Here is a 19,752-nt window from a genome sequence, read left to right as displayed (position 1 = left end):
CAGGTGAATAGGAAGTTCGTTTTCATTCGGGGAAGTGGGAAACTTGAGCTATAAAAAAATTGCAGCGATTGCCCTGGCGGTGCTGCTGGTAATATGCGCGGGCCTCGTTTATTTGCGGGACCATACATCGGTAGGAAAGCACGAACTGAGTGAAATCACCGATGTCAGCGCTGCGTATCAGGCCGATGAGGAAATCGCGGAAGCGAAGGACAAACTGCAGGCTGGGATTGAGCCGGCGCAGGTCATCACGACTTTGCCGGAAGGAGCTTCGTGCGTGGCCATCGTCATCGACGGCCTGCCCGACCGTCCCCTGACGGCGCGTCTCATCGATGTACTCGAAAAACATCAGGCCACGGCGACGTTTTTTGTGGAAGGGCAGAATGCGGCGGACCAGCCTGAGACCATCCGCCTGCTGCGCGACAAGGGCTTTGAGCTGGGCAATTACACATTGGTCGGGCTTGCAGATTTTGATAAGGCCTCACAGGACGAGCAGCTTGCTGAACTATGCCGCACGCAGAAAATCGTCAATGTGCGTTCTGCCTTTACGCCAACGCTTTTCCGGGCACCGCGCACGGTCTTTACCGATGAACTGCTGAAGACGGTTCATGCAGCCGGCCTTTCTTATGCAGTCAAGGAAAATGTGCGCTATAAGAAGGGGACGCTGGCAAGTCAGGAAAATGCTGCTGCGTATGCGGCCAATATTCCCGACGGCAGCATCATAGCCGTTGAAATCGGCCATCCGGTCGAGCGCAAGGCCGAGACGAAGGGCGATATCGATGAGCGTCCCGCCATTGATATGAAGCCGACCATCCACGATGACGGGCAAAAACCGGCCGCACCGACCGTCGACCTTGCCGATGAGCTCGACTGGCTGCTGACGGCTCTTGAGAATCGGGGGTTCAAGGTGATGAATGTCAACGGCTTCCGCAAAATCCATTACATCCCCGCCAATGCTGCTGTCCTTGCCGGTCAGGCGAAAGAGGCGGCGAAGGCACAGGCTGATGCGCTGGTAAATCAGGAAGGAGGGGCAGCTGATGGGCAGTGAGCAGGAGAAACAAGGCAAGAAGAAAAAAGAACAGGAAGAGCAGGATGTACTGTTCCATCTGAAGCCGGACCGCCGTCTGCTTTCCTACGCGCCGGACAGTACGGGCACGCGCACGAACCGCGACCGCCGCGGCAAAGATTCAGCAGGGACGAGCGAAGGGTATATCAAGCTGCAGCAGGATGATAAAAACGGTCAGCGCTATCTCGTCGATTATAAGGTCACGGCCGTTTTCCAGTACGAAGGGAAAAAATACACCGAAACGCTGAAGGGCGAAGATATCTCGACGACCGGCATTCTGCTGACGCAGCCGGCCGGCAGCGAGGCCCTGCCTTTGCTGGAAGCGGAAAACATCAAGCTGACGTTTGAAATCACGCCGGGGTCGATGCCGGAAGGCTATGAAATGACGGTCAAGAAAATACCGGCTCAGTGTGTGCGAGAGGCGGAACGGCCGGATGGCACGAAGCTTTACGGCATGCAGTTCAAGTCGACGCTCGCTGAATTTTCGAACACGCACCGCAAGAATTACATGCTGGCCGTCGCTTCGTTCTTTCTCGCGGTCATCGTCTTTGTCATCGTGCTTATGCGTGCCGAGTCCGTCATTTACTTCCAGTTTAACCGCTGGCTCTATCTCTACAGCATCATCGCCGCGACATTCCTTTTGACGCGCTATCTTTTCGGTTCTTTTTACCGGCCGACGAAGATCGACCCGAAGTATACGCCGGGCGTCAGCATCATCATTCCGTGCTTCAATGAAGAAGAATGGATCCAGCATACGATCCTCGGCTGCATCAATCAGGACTATCCGATTGACAAGCTTGAAGTCATCGTGGTCGATGACTGCTCCAACGACCATTCCGTCGAGAAAATCAAGGAAATCATCGAAAAACTCAAGGAAAACGATGGCGACCGCAAGATGTACCGCATCGAAGACCGGCTTCATTACTACGTACAGCCCGTCAATAAGGGCAAGCGCGATGCAATGTACTTAGGCGCGCATAAGGCGAAGCATGAGCTCCTGGTCTTCGTCGATTCCGACAGTTTCCTCGACCCTTATGCCGTGCGCAATATCGTCCAGCCGTTTAAGGACAAGAAAATGGGCGGTGTCTCGGGCCGCACGGATGTGGCCAATACGTATACGAATACGCTGACGAAGATGCAGGCCGTGCGCTATTACATCGCGTTCCGCATCATGAAGGCGGCAGAGGGATTTTTCGACGCCGTCACCTGCCTGTCGGGGCCGCTTTCCTGCTACCGCAAGGACCTCGTGCTGAAATACGCCGATGACTGGATCAATCAGAAATTCCTCGGGCAGAAGGCGACGTTCGGCGACGACCGCAGCATGACAAATTTCATTTTGCGCCACAACCGGACGACGTATCAGGATACGGCCGTCTGCATGACGATTGTGCCGAAGTCGTATAAGATGTTCCTGCGCCAGCAGATGCGCTGGAAGCGTTCGTGGCTGCGCGAGTCCATCATCGCGGCCTGCTATATGTGGAAAAAAGAGCCTTTTATGTCCCTGAGTTTTTACATGGGCCTTTTGGTGCCGATTGCCGCGCCAATCATCGTGCTCTACAACCTCATCTACATTCCGATTATGCACCGCGTGTTCCCGCTCGCATTCCTCGTCGGCATGCTCATGATGGCACTCTTAATGAGCATGGCTCAGCTTTTCCTTCGCCGCAGCACGACGTGGATTTTCGGTGTCTGGTTCTGCCTTTATTATGAAGCGGTCCTTCTCTGGCAGATGCCGGTCGCCTGGTTCACGTTCTGGAAGTCGACCTGGGGCACGCGCATGACGCCGGCGGACCTCGCGGAACTCGAGAAGAAGAAGAAAAAAGAGCGTGAGAAAGAGGAGAAGAAAAAGAAGAAGGTGAATGAGCCGTGAGTGATATTTCTGATAAAGACAAACAAGAAAACACGCAGGAAAATCCCGCAGAAGGAAAGGAAAATCTGGCAGCGGAAATTGCGGCTCTCGGCGACGATGCTTTCACGAAGCGCAAGGAGCGCCATAAACGCCTGCGCACATTGCTGCAGTTCCTCATTCTCGCGGTCTGCCTTGCCCTGCTGTTCAGTCTCTTCTTTCATTTAAAGACCTATCATCCCTATGGAGAGGGGGAGGTGTCGGACAGCAGCGAGGACACGGGCTTCATTGCCATCTCGTATTTTGGCGTTGACCGCATCGGCGATACCTCGACGCTCATCGGCAAGGACCTTTTGGAACAGCATCTAAAGGCACTCAAGGCACAGGGCTATGTCACGATCACGCAGAAGGATATCGAGGACTATTACCTGCACGGCAAGAAGCTGCCAAGGCGGGCTCTCTATCTGATGTTTGAGGACGGGCGCCGCGATACGGCGATTTTTGCCGACAATCTCATGGAGCGCATGAATTACAAGGCGACCATGATGACGTATGCCGGGGAATTTGACCGCGAGGACCCCAAATTCCTGAAGCCAAAAGAACTGCGCGATATGGAAGACTCGACGTTCTGGGAGCTTGGCACCAATGGCTACCGCCTTGAGTACATCAATGTCCGTGACCGCTACGGCAATTATCTCGGCGAGATCGACCCTCTGCGCTATGCCATGGTGCACCGCTATCTTGGACGCTACTACAATCATTATCTCATGGATTATATCCGCGACAAGAACGGCGTGCCCAAAGAGAGCTACGACCATATGAAACGGCGTGTGAGCTACGATTACGAGCACCTGAATGACGTTTATCAGGATAAGCTCGGCAAGGTGCCGTCTGTTTATGTGCTCATGCATGCCAATACGGGCCGGTTCGGCAACAACCGCGATGTCAGCGCGGTCAATGAGTACTGGATTCGCGACCTCTTCACGATGAATTTCAACCGTGAGGGGTATTCGTTCAATCAGCGAAACAGCAGCATTTACGACCTCACGCGCATGCAGCCGCAGCCATACTGGCCGGTCAATCACCTGCTCATGCGCATCAAGTACGATATCAATCAGCCGATTACCTTCATGAAGGGCGAAGACCGCCATCAGGGGGACTGGGAAAACACCAAAGGTGCGGCTGAAATCAAGGAAGAAAAATACATCCTGACGACGCTGCCGGAAGGTGAGGCCCTTTCCCGCTTGAACAGGAAGGATAAGTTCCGCAATGCCCGCATCCGCACGCGCCTTGAGGGCAATACCTTCGGCACGCAGAAAATCTATTTCCACGCAGCGGACGACCTCAGCAGCTACGAGGAAGTCAGTCTGCGCAACGGCGACCTTGTCGTCACGGAAAAAATCGGCGGTGCAGAGCGCGAGCTTTACCGCGGAAAGATTGCCTCCATTCTCGGTGAGAAAATCCCTTCGAAAGAAGAGATGAAAAAGGAAGCAGAGGTCACGGAGAACGAGGCCTTTGCACGCTATGCGGATTCGCCGGCTGAAGCGAAGGAATATCTTTCCCGCGCAAATGAGCGTCAGCAGGAGCCGGCCGCATCTGTCGAGGACGGTGCTGAAGCGGATGATGCCGTAACGAGCTTTCATGAACGCAGCAAACACGATATCGATATTGCTTTTAAAGATGAAATGCTGACGGTAAAGCTTGATGGCAGGACGGCCTGCGAGGATTTGCCCATCAGCAGTACGCAGAATGGCAGCATCCTTCTCGGTGCAGACTGGAAGGCCGATGCCTGGAGCCAGCGCAATCTCGCCGACGATGTCTACGACGGCGTGTTTGACAAATTCACCGTCCTTGCCAATACAGGCAAGGATGAAAAAGACGAGAAAGTCTTGTTCACGATGCAGTATACGGGACTTGAGCATTACGAGCATCGCGCCAAAGAAATCTGGGAGGCCATTCTCAAGTGGTTCCTGACGAATCTCTGATGCTGCAGCAACCGTTCGTATCGATGTCCAATGATGAATAGTGGGAGGATATATTATGTTATTCCGGACACGGAAGAGAATCATCTGCGGCCTGGCCGTTCTGACCGTCCTGACGGTTTCAGCTGCCGGCCTGAGCTGCGCGAAAGCGGAATCCGTAAAGGATGGTCCGCATCCGGCGGTGCAGCTTTCAGCCTGGACAGCTTATTGGGATGACGAGGCCGGCAGGGAGGATTATCAAAAAATCCGCCGCCGCCTTGATGGCATCAGCGCGTTTGCGGCCTATTACGGCCCCGATGATGCTTTGCTCGTGCCCGAAGAGACAAAACAGGCCTTGAAGCAGGCGAAAAAAGACGGCAAGGAAGCGTATCTGACCGTCGTCAACGACCGACAGGATGCCGCTGGGAAAAGTCAGGAAAAGGATACGGCGCTTGTCGGCCGTTTACTGAAGGACGAGACTTCGAAGGATGCACAGGTACAGCTGCTCGTGCAGAAAGCGAAGGAAGCCGGTGCTGACGGCATTGAGCTCGACTACGAGCGCATTTTCAAGGACAGTAAATTGAAGACGCCGTTTCTCGATTTTACCTATAAGCTGAGTTCGGCCTGCATTAAGGAGAATCTCAAGCTGCGCATTGTACTCGAGCCGTCGGCTCCCTTCGATGCGCCGTTTGCCAAGGGCCCGGAATACGTCGTGATGCTCTACAATCTGTACGGCCTGCACAGCGGCCCAGGCCCCAAGGCTGACGGTGCGTTCATCAAGAAGACGATTCAGCGCATGGAGAAACTGCCGGGCAAAAAAAGCGTGGCCATCGCGACGGGCGGCTGCCTTTGGCAGGACTATAAGCTGCTCGGCCTGAGCCGCGGTCCGACGAAGTTCATTTCCGAGCAGGAGGCAGCGGCTCTGGCACAAAAGCACAAGGCAGAAGTCAAGCGCGATGAGATGAGCGGAGCACTGACGTTTGCCTATGATGAGGACAAGCATCATTATGAAGTCTGGTATGCCGATGATGAGACGCTCAACGCGTGGATTACGGAGATTGCCAATCTCGGCATTACGGATGTGAGCATCTGGCGTCTCGGCGGCAACGAAGACCTCGGCAAAGTACATCCATAATGGCATAAAAGCATGACAGCACGAAGTGAAGGAATAAGGGAGTGGTATTCTTGCGTAAAAAGAAATTGGCAGGGAGGATTCTATTGGGACTGGCCCTTCTGTCGGGAAGCACGTGCCTGAATCTGGATGTTCCTTTTTCGGGTGATATGGTTGCGCGTGCAGAGGCTGCTGCGGAAAATCTTGTTCAGCCAGCCGCAGAAATGGCCCAAACTCCGGCTCCCAAAATGAAAACGACAAAAAATACGGCCGTACAGGCCAATATACCGCAGGAAGTTCGCGAAGCACTGGCGGAGAATCAGGGGCATCAGGCAGAGAAACATACATTTGTACCTTCTACGAGCCAGTCGGTGATTTTTACGTTTGGCGGACTTTCCAAGCGGGAAAGCTTGGTGCGTGTACTTGATGATATGAAGGCTAACAACATGCACGGCACATTTTTTGCGACAGAGCGTGAGCTCAAACGCAATGCAGACAATATTCATCTGATTCAGTCGTATGGGCAGGACCTCGGCATCGGCCTGACTTCCATTAAAGGGGGCGGCACGGCCGCAGAATATGCTGCACAGATTTTTAGAGTTCAGCAGCTTTTGCGGACGCGCTATGGTGTGCAGACAAATCTCATGAGACAATTGGCATCAGCAGAGAACGAAGCGGCCATGAAAGAAGCTGTTTCGGCGATGCATGGTTATTTTGTCGGGCAGGGACTTAACGCCGTGCAGTCAAAGGATAAGAATGCCATGTCTGCTGACGAGGTCATGCCTCATATCTTTGGCAAATGGGTAACATCTCTGGGGCGCAATGAGATTGTCTACATCCGTACGGATTTTTATACGAAGCCGACACTGGCTGCTGAAGTCATGATGGCCATTAAAAAGCAGAAGGTGGATAATATTGCTTTTCAAGAGGGGGCGGAACATTCCGGAAGCAACGATTCTGCTTACCGGATTGCTTCGGTACAGGATGTGTTGAATGATACGTCCCATCTCTATACGTATCCAGTCGATGATATGGACCTACCCATCGAACTGCAGCCGGGCTACGGCAGCGGCAATATCACGAAGAAGAATTTCCAGAGGGAATTCTGTAAGCGCTATATCGGTGCCCCTGAAGTCAGTGCTAACGACCGCATGCTGGGCTTCACAACACGGGAATTGGCTCTGGCTGACGAGACGGGCCTTGTCAAGACCGCTGCGCCGCAGACTATATTTTTAACTTTTGATGACTGGGGCGAAGATGATTCCGTCAATAAGCTGCTCTACGTCCTGCGCAAACACCACGTACATGCAACGTTCTTCGTCATCACGAAAAATATGGTTCATAACCCGAATCTATTAAGGGCCATCGTGGCAGAGGGCAATGAAGTCGGCAGCCATACAGACCATCATGTACCGATGCTGACTGTTGATAAAAAAGGGCGCAGCCATGCTGTTGAGGATGAAAAGACCTATCGTCAAAATGTCAGGGATTCCTACACCAAGCTCTTTGAAACCATTGGGGATATGAAAATCGAGAATGGCCGGCGTTATGGGCTCACGCGCCTCATGCGTCCTCCGCAGCTGGCCGTCAGCCGTAATGGCTCTGCAATTGCTATGGATGAGGGCTTTACATATTTAGTCAGCGGCTCAGGCAGTGCCGAAGATTATGGTTCGATTTCCATGGAATCACTCGAGGGCATCTTGGATCATATTGTCCATAAGCGCAATGGTGATGTACGCCGCGGCGCTATCATAATCATGCATATGAGCCGTACAGCTGTGCGCACGCCGTATGCTCTTGACCTGCTCTTGACCAAGAATGAGCAGCGGCCCGACGGCGACCCGAAGAAATTCAAGGTCGGCCTGCTCGGCGACTATCTGACCGGCAATTACGACCAGAGCATGAAGACGCCGAAGGATATGCGCGAGAAGGAGATTGATTTTTAAGAGCTGAAACAAAAAAGAACCTTTTATCTGCAGAAAGGAGCGTGTAATGCGCACTTTCACAGAGAAAAGGTTCTTTTTTTGTATGTTTCCTTCCTATTATATATAGAAAGAAACTATTGTATCAATGACTGTCAGGCATTTTCGCGCTTGCTCGTCAGATAGGCATCCATGGCCTTGGCCACGTGCTTGGCATCCTTAACGACCTGAACGACATTGGCCGGTCCGAGGACGACGTCGCCGCCCGAGAAGACGCCCTCACGTGTCGTCGCACCGTTCTCGTCTACTTCGACAAGGCCGCGTTCGTTGACTTCAAGGCCCGTGGTCGTGCGGACAATCTTGTCCTTCGGTCCCTGACTGACGGCGATGATCGTGCTGTCGGCTTCGTAGAGGCGCGGTTCGTCCTCGCTTACGAGATTTCCTTCTTCATCGAAATGGCGGTCGTAGAGCATCGGGCCGTCCTTCGTGATGGAAGCAACGCCCTTGCAGAGTTCAAATTCAACGCCGTCAGCCTGCGCGTATTCGTATTCGCGTATGCTCGCGCGCACTTCGCTGCGGCGCGCGTAGACCGTGACAAAGCGGCTGCCCTTGCGGATGGCCGTACGCGCGGCATCCATGGCCGAATTGCCCGAGCCGATGACGGCCACGCGGTCACCCAGATGATAGACATCAGGATTCTGCAGGTAATCGACGGCATAATGGCAGTTGCCGAGACTTTCGCCGCGCACGCCGAGTCCGCGCGGCCGCCAAACACCCGAGCCGATGAAAATGGCATCGTAGCCATCGGCAAACAGCGTGTCGAGTGTCAGCACGCCGCCAATCGAAGTGTTCGGGCGGATGTGGATGCCGAGTTCGATGAGTTTTTCCTGATAGCGGTTGAGAATTTCGAGCGGCAGGCGGAATGACGGGATGCCGTAGCGCATCATGCCGCCGAGTTTGCTCTTGCGCTCGAAGATCGTCACATCGTAGCCGAGCTGCGCGAGCTTGACACTCACGGTGATGCCGGCCGGACCGGAACCGATTACCGCAACGTTCTGTCCTTTGGGCGGTTCGTGCTTCATGACGACCTTGTCGAGATAGATATCCGAAATATAATGTTCAATGCTGGAAATCTGTACAGGGGCCCCTTTGCGTCCCTGGATGCAGTTGCCCTCGCACTGCTTCTCGTGGTCGCAGACGAGGGAGCAGACGATGCTCATGGGATTGTTGATGAAGAGCATCTCGCCGGCTTCATTGATTTTTCCGTCGAGGAAAAGGCGGATCATCTCCGGAATATTCGTTTGCGCAGGGCAGCCCTTGAGGCGGCAGAGCGGCTTTTTGCACTGGAGGCAGCGGCGTGCCTCATTGATGACATGGACAGCCATGTACTATCACCTGTTCTTTCGCTTGTTTCATTTCCCTTACAGGGAGTTTTATCGTATTTCTTTTATTGTAACCGAAACTGCGCCTGCAGACAAGTTTTGACTAAATTCGTAAGATTACAACATTACAAAAATTTTTAGCAAGCAATATTGACAATAAAAAATACTAATGGTATGATTACATCGTAATGCGCGTCATGCAGGATGATAGTTCGTTTTCTGCATGACGCAGGACAATACAAATGAATGGCAGCCGGTGGAGCCGAACGGCTGCCATTCGCCATGTTTCGCGCCGGGGGGCTCTGAAACATGAAAGAAAGGGGACGATCCATCTGTTAGAAGGAATATGTATCGCGGTGGCCCTTGTCGGTCTCATGTATTTTGCTTACCGCGGCTGGTCAATCATTCTGATTGCACCAATCTTTGCTGGTGTCGCAGCGCTTGCCAGTATCTTTGGCGTTCTGCCTACGTACAGTGAGCTCTATATGACACGTATGGCTGAGTATACAAAGTCATATTATCCGATTTTCTTATTTGGCGCTGTGTTTGCACGCCTGATGGAAAAAGGTGGTCTGGCTTCTTCTGTAGCAGCAAAAATTGTCGATGTTCTCGGCGAGAAGCGTGCTGTGCTGGCAGTCCTTCTGGGCTGCGGTGCCCTGACGTATGGCGGCCTTTCGGTTTTTGTCGTCGCATTCGTCATGTATCCGTTCGGCGCTGTCGTCTTCCGCAAGGCGGACATCCCAAAACGCCTTTTGCCAGCAACACTCTGGGTCGGTATCTTTTCTTTCGCAATGGTCGCTCTGCCGGGCACGCCGCAGATCCAGAACATCATTCCGTCCTCGTATTTTTCCACGAGCACATGGTCGGCACCAATCATCGGCCTGTTCGCGTCTTTCCTGTTCCTGCTGATCGGCTGGGGCTGGGTGACGCGCCGTGCAAAAATCCTGAAGGCGCGCGGCGAAGGCTATGGCCGTCATCTTGAGGGAGCTCCTCATCACAAGCCGAGTCCGAAAATCCACATTCCGTGGTACTGGGCCCTCCTGCCTCTCGTGATGGTTATCGTCATCAACATCATCCTTTCGAATCCGTTTAAATGGTCGTGGGGCTTCCACTGGGATGCAAATGCACTCGAGGCGTTCCTGCCGTTGAAGCTCAGTCTGCTCGCAGCAAATGTCGGCAAGGTCTCGGCCATCTGGTCGATTACGGTAGCGCTCATCCTGAGCAGTATCGCAGCGGCTTTCATTGGCCGCAAGCGCTTCATGGTCATGGATGGCTTCCTCGCACCGATCAACTACGCAGCCATTTCTTCGGCTACGGCCGTCCTGAACGTCGCTTCCGGCTACGCGTTTGGCTGTGTCATCACGGCTCTGCCGGGCTTTGTGCCGGTTACGCAGGCCCTCATCGGCATTGCGGACTCGTTCGGCCCGCTGCTCTCGGCCGTCATCACGACGAATATCATGGCCGGCATCACGGGTTCTGCTTCGGGCGGTTTGACGATTGCCCTTTCGATGCTCGGTGACCAGTGGGCTGCCATGGCCCAGGCTGCGGGCATTCCGCTTGAGGTTCTGCACCGCATCGTGGCCATCGCTTCGGTCGGTATTGACCCGGTCCCGCACTGCGGCGCCCTTGTCACGCTGCTTGCAATCTGCGGACTTACGCATCACGATTCGTATTTCGATATCGCGGTCATCATGGGACTCAAGTTCTTCGTGCCGTTCCTCTGCATCCTGTTCTACATGATTACGGGACTTGCCTGAGGCGCACAAACATCGTAAAATACAAACAGGTATGCATTGCATACCTGTTTTTTGACGCTTTATTTGCTTCATTCATTATAACAGGGGGACTTTATGCATCTTCGTGGGAATCTCATGCTGCTCTTAGCGGCGTTTATCTGGGGCACGACTTTTGTCGCGCAGATGGTCGGCATGGATGGACTAGGCCCTTTTACGTATGCGGCTGCGCGCTATATTCTGGGCTTTCTCTTTCTTGTCGGGCTCTGGTACACCTGGAAGGGGCCGCGTGAGACGGCCAAGCGTGCCGGGACATACCATGCCGGCTGGAAGGCAGGCCTTGGTGCCGGCTGCATCATGTTCGTGGCGACTTCGCTGCAGCAGGTAGCCATGCTTTATACGACGGCGGGCAAGACGGCGTTCATTACAGCGCTTTACATTATCCTGGTGCCGCTCGGGGCCGTGCTCCTTGGCAAGCGCATCCATATTGAGAACTGGATTGGTGCTTTTTTGGCTTTGGCCGGTCTTTATTTTCTTTCGATACACGGTGAAGTAGCCCTGAGTTTTGGCGATGGGCTCGTCTTGATCAGTGCCTTCTTTTGGACCGGTCATATTCTCTTTATTGACCGGTTTGCCAGTCTCGTTGACCCGATTGAACTTTCGACGACACAGGTAGGCGTCTGTGCGGCGGGAAGTCTCGTCGCGGCGCTGCTTTTTGAGACCATTGCCGTGCAGCCGATCTTTAGTGCCTGGTTTGCCATTTTTTACGGCGGCGTCATGTCAGCGGGCGTGGCGTTCACGCTGCAGATTCTCGGCCAGCAGTACGCAGAGCCTGGTCAGGCTGCGATTATCATGAGTTTTGAGGCCGTCTTTGGCGTGCTTTCGAGCTGGCTGCTGCTCGGTGAACAGATGACCATTGCCCAGATCATGGGCTGTGTTTTGATGCTGGCTGGTATGATTATCACGCAGATTCGGCCGCTTCTCAAGGATCGCCGCCGTATGTCTTGAAAAAGGTACGGCATCATTGTATAATCGTATTAATAGCAGCTGGTAATATGACTGCAGAAATCATAAAATTTAGATGGAATATAACAAGGAAGTGTTTTTACGTGAAGCTCGATAGCTTGAAGATTGTTCTGGCCTGTGCGGCTGTACTTCTCTTCCATTGATTTGCTATAGGAGTCCGTCGGATAAAAGAGCAGAGCTGCTGGTGGCAGCCCTGCTCTTTTCGATGAATGGAAGCCTGCGAAATTCGCGGCAGGGGCAGGAAATTGTTTTTTGAATGGCGAAATATTTCCCAGAGATTCTGATTCGAGAGGGGTAAAAGCGCATGGCAGCAGAAGAAACGTTAATCATAAAGCCAAAAGTAAAAATCAAAGTATTTGGTGTCGGCGGCGGCGGCAACAGCGTACTCATGCGTATGGGCCGTCATAAGGATCTCGACATTGACCTGATTGCCGTCAATACGGATGCCAAGCAGCTTGCACGCGTGGCGGAAGCCGGCGTGGAAACACTGCAGATTGGTGAGGATTTGACAAAAGGACGCGGCACGGGCGGCAATATCGCGCTTGGCGAGAAGGCAGCTCTCGATGCCTCGGAAAAAATCCGCGATGCCATGTCCGGTGCAGACCTCGTCTTTGTCACGGCCGGTCTCGGCGGCGGCACGGGTACAGGAGCAGCCCCCGTCGTGGCCAAGATTGCCCACGACCTCGGCACGCTGTCGGTCGGCGTCGTCACGCAGCCGTTCAGCTTTGAAGGCAGCCGCAAGAAACGTCTGGCCAATGAAGGCCTCGCGAAAATGCAGGCACAAATGGACGCCCTGATTCTCGTGGCCAACGACAATTTAATGAAGCTGCCCGAGAACCGCCATATGACGCTGGTTAAGGCTTTCTCGTGTGCCGATGATATCCTGCAGCAGGCCATTAACTGCATTGCAGAGCTCATCCTGACGACGGGTGTCATCAATGTCGACTTTGCCGATGTCACAACGATTTTCCGTCAGAGCGCGTCGAGCGATGCCCTGCTCGGCATTGGCCGCAGTTCGCGCAGTGCCGTGGAAGCCGTGCAGCAGGCCGTTGACAGCCCGCTCATCAGCAAGAGCCTTGAAGGAGCGCGCGGCATTATCCTGAATCTTACGGGCGATAAGACGCTGAGCCTTTACGACGTCGATGAAGCGACGCGCTACATTTATGAGCATACGGACCCTGAAGTCAACATCATCCTCGGCACGGTCATTGACAACTCGCTGAATGGCGATGTGCGCGCGACGATCATCGCGACGGACTTCACGGATGGTGTCATGCTCAAGGGAACGGGCGCGGGCAGACAGGAAGAAAAGACGCAAAAGCCGGCTGCAGAGCAGGCAGCGCCGCAGCCGAAGAAAGACTCGTTTACGCTGGAGCCGCCGCGTTTTATGACGCAGCAGGCTCCTGCGGGAAATCGTCCGGCAGCACAGACAAAGCCGCAGGGGGCTTTTGCCATTCCAGCGTTCCGTCTGGCACCTGACGATAAGGACGAGAAATAACGAGACTGCATCAATGCATAGTACATAGAAAGGAACAGATATCTTGAGTAAATTAGGTCGTTTTTCCCGCACGGAACTGCTGCTTGGCGAAGCTGGCATGGAAAAACTTGCAAACAGCACGGTCGCTATTTTCGGTGTGGGAGGGGTTGGCTCCTTTGTAGCGGAGGGGCTGGCGCGTGCCGGTGTCGGTCATCTTGTCCTCATTGACAATGACCTCATCTGCCTGACGAACATCAACCGCCAGATTCATGCGACGTCCAAGACGGTCGGCAAAAAGAAGACGGAGACGATGAAAGAGCGCATTCTTGACATCAATCCGAAGGCTGTGGTCGATACTATCGAGGATTTTTACCTGCCGGAAAATGCCGATAAGTTCTTTGTCGGTCATTACGACTATGTTGTCGATGCCATCGATACCGTGACGGGCAAGATTGACCTTGTCCTGCAGTGCCGCGACCGCCATATTCCGATTATCTGCAGTATGGGAGCCGGCAACAAGCTTGACCCGACGAAGTTCGAGGTCACGGATATCTACAAGACGAGCGTCGACCCTCTCGCGCGCGTCATGCGCAAAAAGCTCAAGGAAAACCGCGTTAAGAAACTCAAGGTTGTTTATTCAAAGGAAAAACCCCTGCGGGTCCGCCAGAGCGGCTGCGGCAAGAACTGCATCTGCCCGCCGGGCAGTGCGCGCAACTGCGATATGCGCCGTGCCGTGCCGGGCAGCATCTCGTTCGTGCCGTCTGTCGTCGGCCTCATCATTGCCGGCGAAGTCGTGCGTGACCTCACGGGGGCCAAAGTGGAGGTATCTGCATGAATATTTCCGTACTCGGCTGCGGACGCTGGGGAACGTTCCATGCCTGGTATGCCAATCACATCGGTCATGACGTGACCCTTTGGGGACGTCCGGGCTCGAAACATCTCGAGGCACTCAAGGAAACGAGAAAAAATGAGTATCTGACATTACCGGATGCAGTCAAGCTGACGGACGACCTCAAAAGCGCTGTTATGACGGCCGATATCATCATCATTTCCATCAGCTCACAGCAGCTTCGTTCGTTCTGCCGCGATTTGCAGGCCCTTGACTGCAGTCTTGCAGAAAAACGCTTTGTTCTCTGCATGAAGGGGCTGGAGATTGGCACGGGCAAGCGCCTGACGACGGTCTTTTACGAAGAAATGGGCTCTGCGGTGCGCGTGGCCGTCTGGGTCGGGCCCGGCCATGTGCAGGACTTTGTGCGCGGCATCCCGAACTGCATGGTCATCGCTGCGCGTGAGATGCAGCTGACAAAAGAGCTCGTCGAAGCTTTTTCGAGTCCCTTGATTCGCTTCTATTATGGAGAGGACCTGCTGGGCACGGAAATCGGCGCTGCTTCGAAGAATGTCATCGGCCTGGCTGCGGGCATGCTCGACGGCTTTGGCTACAGCAGTCTCAAGGGCGCACTGATGGCCCGCGGCACACATGAACTCTCGCGACTGATTGAGGCAATGGGCGGCGACCGCATGACGGTTTACGGCCTTTCTCATCTCGGGGATTATGAAGCGACGCTTTTTTCGCCGCACAGCAACAACCGCCGCTTCGGTGAGGACCTCATCACCGGCAAACCCTTTACGAAATTGGCAGAAGGAGTCTACACAGTGGAAGCTCTCATGGACCTTTCGCGTGAATTCCATGTGGAACTGCCGATCTGTGCGACGGTCTATGCGATTATCCACGTGCATAAAGACCCGAAGGCACAGCTCATGCAGCTCTTTATGCGTGCAACAAAGGCGGAATGAGACGGCCTTGTCAAATTATTGGTTGATGTGGTAAAATAATTTTTGTTTTTTGGGGAAATCTTAAGATAGTGGGTGTATGCTCACTTCATAATAAAATCTTTAACCTTTTGATACAGGGGGAGGAAGTAGGATGAAGAAACATATTTCCAAGCTGCTGACCGCGTGTCTTCTGGCCATGACCATGGTCATCATGTCGGCTGCCAGTGCCTTTGCGGCAGGAACCGGCATGGACTGGAGCGGTGACAGCAAACTTACGGTGCAGGGCATGGGCGTAGCACCGACGACTGCCGTCAATTCCATTCAGGCCCGCATGCTCGCACGCCGTGCGGCTGTGGTCGACGCCTACCGTCAGCTCGCTGAGCTCGTCAAGGGCGTCAATGTCGATTCCGAGACGACGGTCGAGAATATGATGGTGACGAGTGACGTCACAAGGACAAAAGTTACGGCCCTGATTCAGGGCGCACGCATCGTTTCGGAGCAGGCCGTTGAGGGCGGCGGCTACACCGTGACAATGGAGATGTCGGTCTTTGGTGCCTCAAACTCCCTCGCCGGGGCTGTTTTGACGCCAAATACCACGCAGACGTCCTTCCCTGCTCCGGATGCTTCCGTGCCGGCAAGCACGCCGTCTTCCGTACAGGTCAATGTGCAGGTGACGCCGGGCACGACGGCTGCAACGACGGGCACGCCGTCCGTGCTGGGCTCTTCGGCAGCAGCCGCTCCGGCCGGCAAAGCCATTGGCGGTTATACGGGCCTGATCGTGGACTGCCGCGGACTTGGTCTCAAGCCGGTCATGTCCCCTGTCATCAAGAATGCGAACGGGGAACCCATCTATGGCTATAAGAACCTCGATTCGGCTACGGTCATCAAGAATGGCATGGCCAGCTACACGACGGATATCAACAAAGCAGCCCGCGCAGGCCAGAATCCTCTGATTGTCAAGGCTGTCGGACTCGACAACCACAATGGCAATCCGATTCTTTCGGTCGCAGATGCCAACCGTGTCCTGATTGAAAATGGTGCCACGGGCTTCCTTGACCGCACGAACGTCGTTTTTGTGCGTTGAGACTTAGCGGAAGCGGTCTGAGAACATACAAAAATGCAAAGGAGACTCACGCAGAAGGCGTCAGTCTCCTTTTTTTTATGATATTTTATATTGACTCTGCCTATGCGTTGTGATAAAATTAAAATTTTACTTTTTTACGGAATTATGCTAGAATAAATATGTAAATGTCATGGACTTGACAGGTGGTTGGCTCGTGTGTAGAGGAGGGGTGTTCTTGTTACAGATAGGAGATAAGGTCGTCTATCCGATGCATGGTGCCGGGGTGATTGCTGGCATCGAGAATTGTGAAGTCCTCGGCGAGGGCAAGTCATACTACGTTCTTGAAATGCCGCTTGGCAACATGAAGGTCATGATCCCGACGGACAATGCCGACCATGTCGGACTCCGCGATGTCATTCCGGAAAATAAGGTAGAGCAGGTGCGCGAAGTGCTGGAGGAGAAGCCGGAAAAACCAAAGGGCAGCTGGAATAAACGCTTCCATGCGAACCTGGACCGCATGAAAAGCGGCGATATCTGCGATGTCGCTGCGGTCGCGCGCAATCTCATCCTGCAGGACCGCCGCCGTCATATTTCTTCCGGTGAACGGCGCCTTTTGGACCTGGCAAAACAGATCCTTGTCAGCGAACTTGTTTATGCCTGCAATAAAACGCCGAAGGAAGTCGAGCATTGGCTTTCTTCGGTATTGGCAGAAAATGCCTTTGCGCATTGAAGCCGGGTTGGTAGGGAACAAAATAACGAAACAAAGCAAAATGAGAAAACGACTTTTGACAAGTCCAAGCAGAGTAGAGTATACTGATTCTGTTCGGACTTTTCTTTTTGTCTTTTTTATTAAGGAGGTGAAAACATGCTGGATCGTGTCTTACGTTTTTTTATCACGTTATTTTTAGCGATTGCCGGAGGTGCACTTCTGGACCTTGCCAGTCCTGTCTTGACGATGTACGTTGGTACGGAAATCTTCAAAATGGAGATGGGCGTTGTCAGGATTACGGTGGGAAGTCTTATTTGCATCCTCTTAGGTGCCATCCTTGGCGGTATTATCGGCTATCTGGTGTCGCCGTATCTCATAGGCCGGCTCAAGCGTTTTTCGAGCTGGGTTGAAGTGCAGCTGAACAAGATGCCAATTCATGATGTCATCGCCGGTGCCATTGGCCTCGCTGTCGGACTTATTATTGCCAATCTGCTTGGCTATTCCTTTGCGAAGATTCCGGTCGTCGGAGATTATATTCCCGTCATTTTCAGCATTGTTTTCGGTTATCTTGGTATCACGATTACCATACGCAAGCGTCAGGAGCTCACGGGCCTTTTTGACTTTGTGCCGCGCTTTATGAAGGAATTCACGAAGATGCGGGAAATGCGCGCACAGCAGGCACAGGCGAATACCGCGGAAAAGGCAGCTGCTGTCCCCGTGAAGCCGCAGGATGCATCGGCAGCTCCCAAATACTACAAGCTGCTCGATACGAGCGTCATCATCGACGGCCGCATCGCCGATATCTGCGATACGGGCTTTATCGAAGGGACGCTGCTGCTTCCGGTCTTCGTGCTCGAAGAACTCCAGCATATCGCGGATTCTGCCGATGCGTTAAAGCGCACGCGCGGCCGCCGCGGACTCGATATCCTGCAGCGCATCCGTCAGAGCAAGAAGGTCAAAGTCGAGGTTACAAATGTCGATTTTGATGATATTGCCGAAGTCGATTCGAAGCTTGTGCGCCTTGGCCAGCAGGTCGGCGGCAAGATTATCACGAATGACTACAACCTCAACAAGGTCGCCCAGCTGCGCGGCGTCGAAGTCCTCAATATCAATGAGCTTTCCAATGCCGTAAAGCCTGTGGTTATTCCGGGCGAGACGATGCGCGTGACGATTGTCAAGTCGGGCAAGGAACCTGGACAGGGTGTGGCCTACCTCGATGACGGCACGATGATCGTTGTCGAGAACGGTTACCATCATATGAATGAAAGCATTACGGTCGAGGTCACTTCTGCCCTGCAGACGGCGGCTGGCCGCATGATTTTTGCTAAACCGGCCCGTTGATGCGCAGCAACGGAAAAGTGGAAAGGAAGAAATATCTTGGTCAGTGTCATCCTGCCCGCTGCAGGGCGCGGCAAGCGCATGCAGGCGGGAGTCAATAAAGTATTTCTGAGCCTTCTGGGCAAGCCCATTCTTTACCACACGCTCAGGGCCTTTGCGGCGGTGCCGGAAGTCAGGGAGCTCATTGTCGTGACGGGCAAAGATGAAGTGGCCGCTCTCAGACGTTCCCTGCAGCATCTGCCGGGTCTGCCTGCCGTGAAAGTCGTGACCGGCGGCAGTGAACGGCAGTATTCTGTTTGGAACGGCCTGGAGGCTTCGTCTGCGGACGCCGATGTCGTGCTTGTTCACGATGCGGCGCGTCCGCTTGTCTCACGCAAGACGATAGAAGACGTCATTGCGGCGGCAAAGGAATACGGGGCTGCCATTGCGGCTGTGCCCGAGAAAAATACCGTCAAGATCGTGGAAGATGGTGTGGTGGTCTCGACGCCTGAACGTGCCAAACTCTGGGCTGTACAGACGCCGCAGGGCTTTCAGCGCAGCCTGTTAATGGCCGCCAACGAAAAGGCGGAAAAAGACAGCTTCCTCGGTACGGATGACGCGAGCCTTGTGGAACACTATGGTGCCAAGGTCCATGTCGTCATGGATTCGTATCAGAACATCAAAATCACGACGCCTGAGGACCTCGTTGTGGCCGAAGCTTTTCTGCGGCAGAAAAGGAGCCTGCACGATACGATGCAGGATGCCGCCGCCAAGGTACATGATTTCTTGCATGGAAAGGATTGATTGCACATGACGCGTTTTGGTATGGGCTATGATGTCCACCGCCTCGTCACGGGCCGCAGGCTCATCATCGGCGGCGTGGAGATTCCGCATACACTTGGTCTTCTCGGCCATTCCGATGCCGACGTTCTGCTGCACGCCATTTCAGATGCACTTTTAGGCGCTGCTGCCCTTGGCGACATCGGCCGCCATTTTCCCGACACGGACCCGCGCTATGAGGGCGCGGACAGTCTCAAACTTCTTGAAGAAGTCGGCCGTCTGCTGCAGGAAAAGGGCTATCGTGTCGGCAATGTCGATGCGACGATTGTGGCGCAGAAGCCGAAGATGAAGGATTACATCCCGCAGATGAACGAAAATATCGCACGCGTGCTCCGTATTTCCGTGGACGATGTCAATGTCAAGGCCACGACAGAGGAGAAACTCGGCTTCACAGGGTCAGAACAGGGAATCTCGGCCTATGCAGTTGCAGGAATCGAGAAGCTGTGATAGAATGAATTCCATATTAGAAAAGCGATGATGAGGAGAAGTACGGTCAATCGCGTCCATACAGAGAGGTCTTTATTTGCTG

The 19,752-nt window shown here is 53.8% G+C and carries 16 protein-coding genes and 1 other annotated feature (1 of these 17 running past the window's edge); of the genes, 15 read left to right on the top strand and 1 reads right to left on the bottom strand.

Annotated features, from left to right (window positions below; all coding sequences use genetic code 11):
- Positions 1-43 precede the first annotated feature (43 nt).
- From ACE419_RS01640 to ACE419_RS01620, 5 genes are read left to right on the top strand one after another with little or no spacing between them, the layout of a single operon-like run.
- Positions 44-1,045: a polysaccharide deacetylase family protein gene (locus ACE419_RS01640; RefSeq protein WP_435720804.1), complete on the top strand. Its 1,002-nt coding sequence runs from the start codon at positions 44-46 to the stop codon at positions 1,043-1,045.
- Positions 1,035-2,933 (top strand): glycosyltransferase family 2 protein, encoded by a 1,899-nt coding sequence (locus ACE419_RS01635; RefSeq protein WP_435720803.1) that lies wholly within the window; start codon positions 1,035-1,037, stop codon positions 2,931-2,933. The genes ACE419_RS01640 and ACE419_RS01635 overlap by 11 nt, the downstream gene beginning before the upstream one ends.
- Positions 2,930-4,894, top strand: coding sequence for a polysaccharide deacetylase family protein (locus ACE419_RS01630; RefSeq protein WP_435720802.1), 1,965 nt, complete (start codon positions 2,930-2,932; stop codon positions 4,892-4,894). Before ACE419_RS01635 ends, ACE419_RS01630 begins: the two co-directional genes overlap by 4 nt.
- A gap of 55 nt (positions 4,895-4,949) precedes the next feature.
- Positions 4,950-6,005, top strand: a complete 1,056-nt coding sequence (locus ACE419_RS01625) for a glycoside hydrolase family 18 protein (RefSeq protein WP_435720801.1) — start codon at positions 4,950-4,952, stop codon at positions 6,003-6,005.
- Positions 6,006-6,055: 50 nt separating this feature from the next.
- Positions 6,056-7,927: a polysaccharide deacetylase family protein gene (locus tag ACE419_RS01620; RefSeq protein ID WP_435720800.1), complete on the top strand. Its 1,872-nt coding sequence runs from the start codon at positions 6,056-6,058 to the stop codon at positions 7,925-7,927.
- Positions 7,928-8,058: 131 nt separating this feature from the next.
- Here ACE419_RS01620 and ACE419_RS01615 read toward each other — a convergent pair whose 3' ends face one another.
- On the bottom strand, positions 8,059-9,288 hold the full coding sequence (locus ACE419_RS01615; RefSeq protein WP_435720799.1) for an NAD(P)-dependent oxidoreductase: 1,230 nt from the start codon (positions 9,286-9,288) through the stop codon (positions 8,059-8,061).
- A 371-nt stretch (positions 9,289-9,659) separates the two neighbouring features.
- Between ACE419_RS01615 and ACE419_RS01610 the strand changes: the two genes are divergently transcribed.
- From ACE419_RS01610 to ispF, 10 genes are all read left to right on the top strand, one after another.
- On the top strand, positions 9,660-11,042 hold the full coding sequence (locus tag ACE419_RS01610; protein WP_435720972.1) for a GntP family permease: 1,383 nt from the start codon (positions 9,660-9,662) through the stop codon (positions 11,040-11,042).
- 93 nt (positions 11,043-11,135) lie between these two features.
- Entirely contained in the window at positions 11,136-12,026 is an 891-nt protein-coding gene (locus ACE419_RS01605; protein ID WP_435720798.1) for a DMT family transporter, read from the top strand.
- A 322-nt stretch (positions 12,027-12,348) separates the two neighbouring features.
- On the top strand, positions 12,349-13,542 hold the full coding sequence (gene ftsZ, locus ACE419_RS01600; protein ID WP_435720797.1) for a cell division protein FtsZ: 1,194 nt from the start codon (positions 12,349-12,351) through the stop codon (positions 13,540-13,542).
- 97 nt (positions 13,543-13,639) lie between these two features.
- Entirely contained in the window at positions 13,640-14,356 is a 717-nt protein-coding gene (locus ACE419_RS01595; protein ID WP_432646773.1) for a tRNA threonylcarbamoyladenosine dehydratase, read from the top strand.
- On the top strand, positions 14,353-15,315 hold the full coding sequence (locus ACE419_RS01590) for an NAD(P)H-dependent glycerol-3-phosphate dehydrogenase (protein ID WP_435720796.1): 963 nt from the start codon (positions 14,353-14,355) through the stop codon (positions 15,313-15,315). The genes ACE419_RS01595 and ACE419_RS01590 overlap by 4 nt, the downstream gene beginning before the upstream one ends.
- Positions 15,316-15,445: 130 nt before the next feature.
- Positions 15,446-16,378, top strand: coding sequence for an LPP20 family lipoprotein (locus ACE419_RS01585; RefSeq protein WP_435720795.1), 933 nt, complete (start codon positions 15,446-15,448; stop codon positions 16,376-16,378).
- 214 nt (positions 16,379-16,592) lie between these two features.
- Positions 16,593-17,087 (top strand): CarD family transcriptional regulator, encoded by a 495-nt coding sequence (locus ACE419_RS01580; RefSeq protein WP_432646746.1) that lies wholly within the window; start codon positions 16,593-16,595, stop codon positions 17,085-17,087.
- Between the two features lie 135 nt (positions 17,088-17,222).
- Positions 17,223-18,407 carry a PIN/TRAM domain-containing protein gene (locus ACE419_RS01575; RefSeq protein ID WP_435720794.1) on the top strand — a complete coding sequence of 395 codons (1,185 nt, stop codon included), beginning with the start codon at positions 17,223-17,225 and terminating at the stop codon, positions 18,405-18,407.
- 36 nt (positions 18,408-18,443) lie between these two features.
- Positions 18,444-19,187: a 2-C-methyl-D-erythritol 4-phosphate cytidylyltransferase gene (ispD, locus tag ACE419_RS01570; RefSeq protein WP_435720793.1), complete on the top strand. Its 744-nt coding sequence runs from the start codon at positions 18,444-18,446 to the stop codon at positions 19,185-19,187.
- A 6-nt stretch (positions 19,188-19,193) separates the two neighbouring features.
- Positions 19,194-19,670, top strand: a complete 477-nt coding sequence (gene ispF, locus ACE419_RS01565) for a 2-C-methyl-D-erythritol 2,4-cyclodiphosphate synthase (RefSeq protein WP_435720792.1) — start codon at positions 19,194-19,196, stop codon at positions 19,668-19,670.
- An 18-nt stretch (positions 19,671-19,688) separates the two neighbouring features.
- Positions 19,689-19,752, top strand: a binding site (T-box leader) (it continues 157 nt past the right edge of the window).

It is taken from the genome of Mitsuokella apri (assembly GCF_047974105.1).
GTDB lineage: Bacteria > Bacillota > Negativicutes > Selenomonadales > Selenomonadaceae > Mitsuokella.
This window is presented reverse-complemented; position numbering and strand designations above follow the sequence as displayed.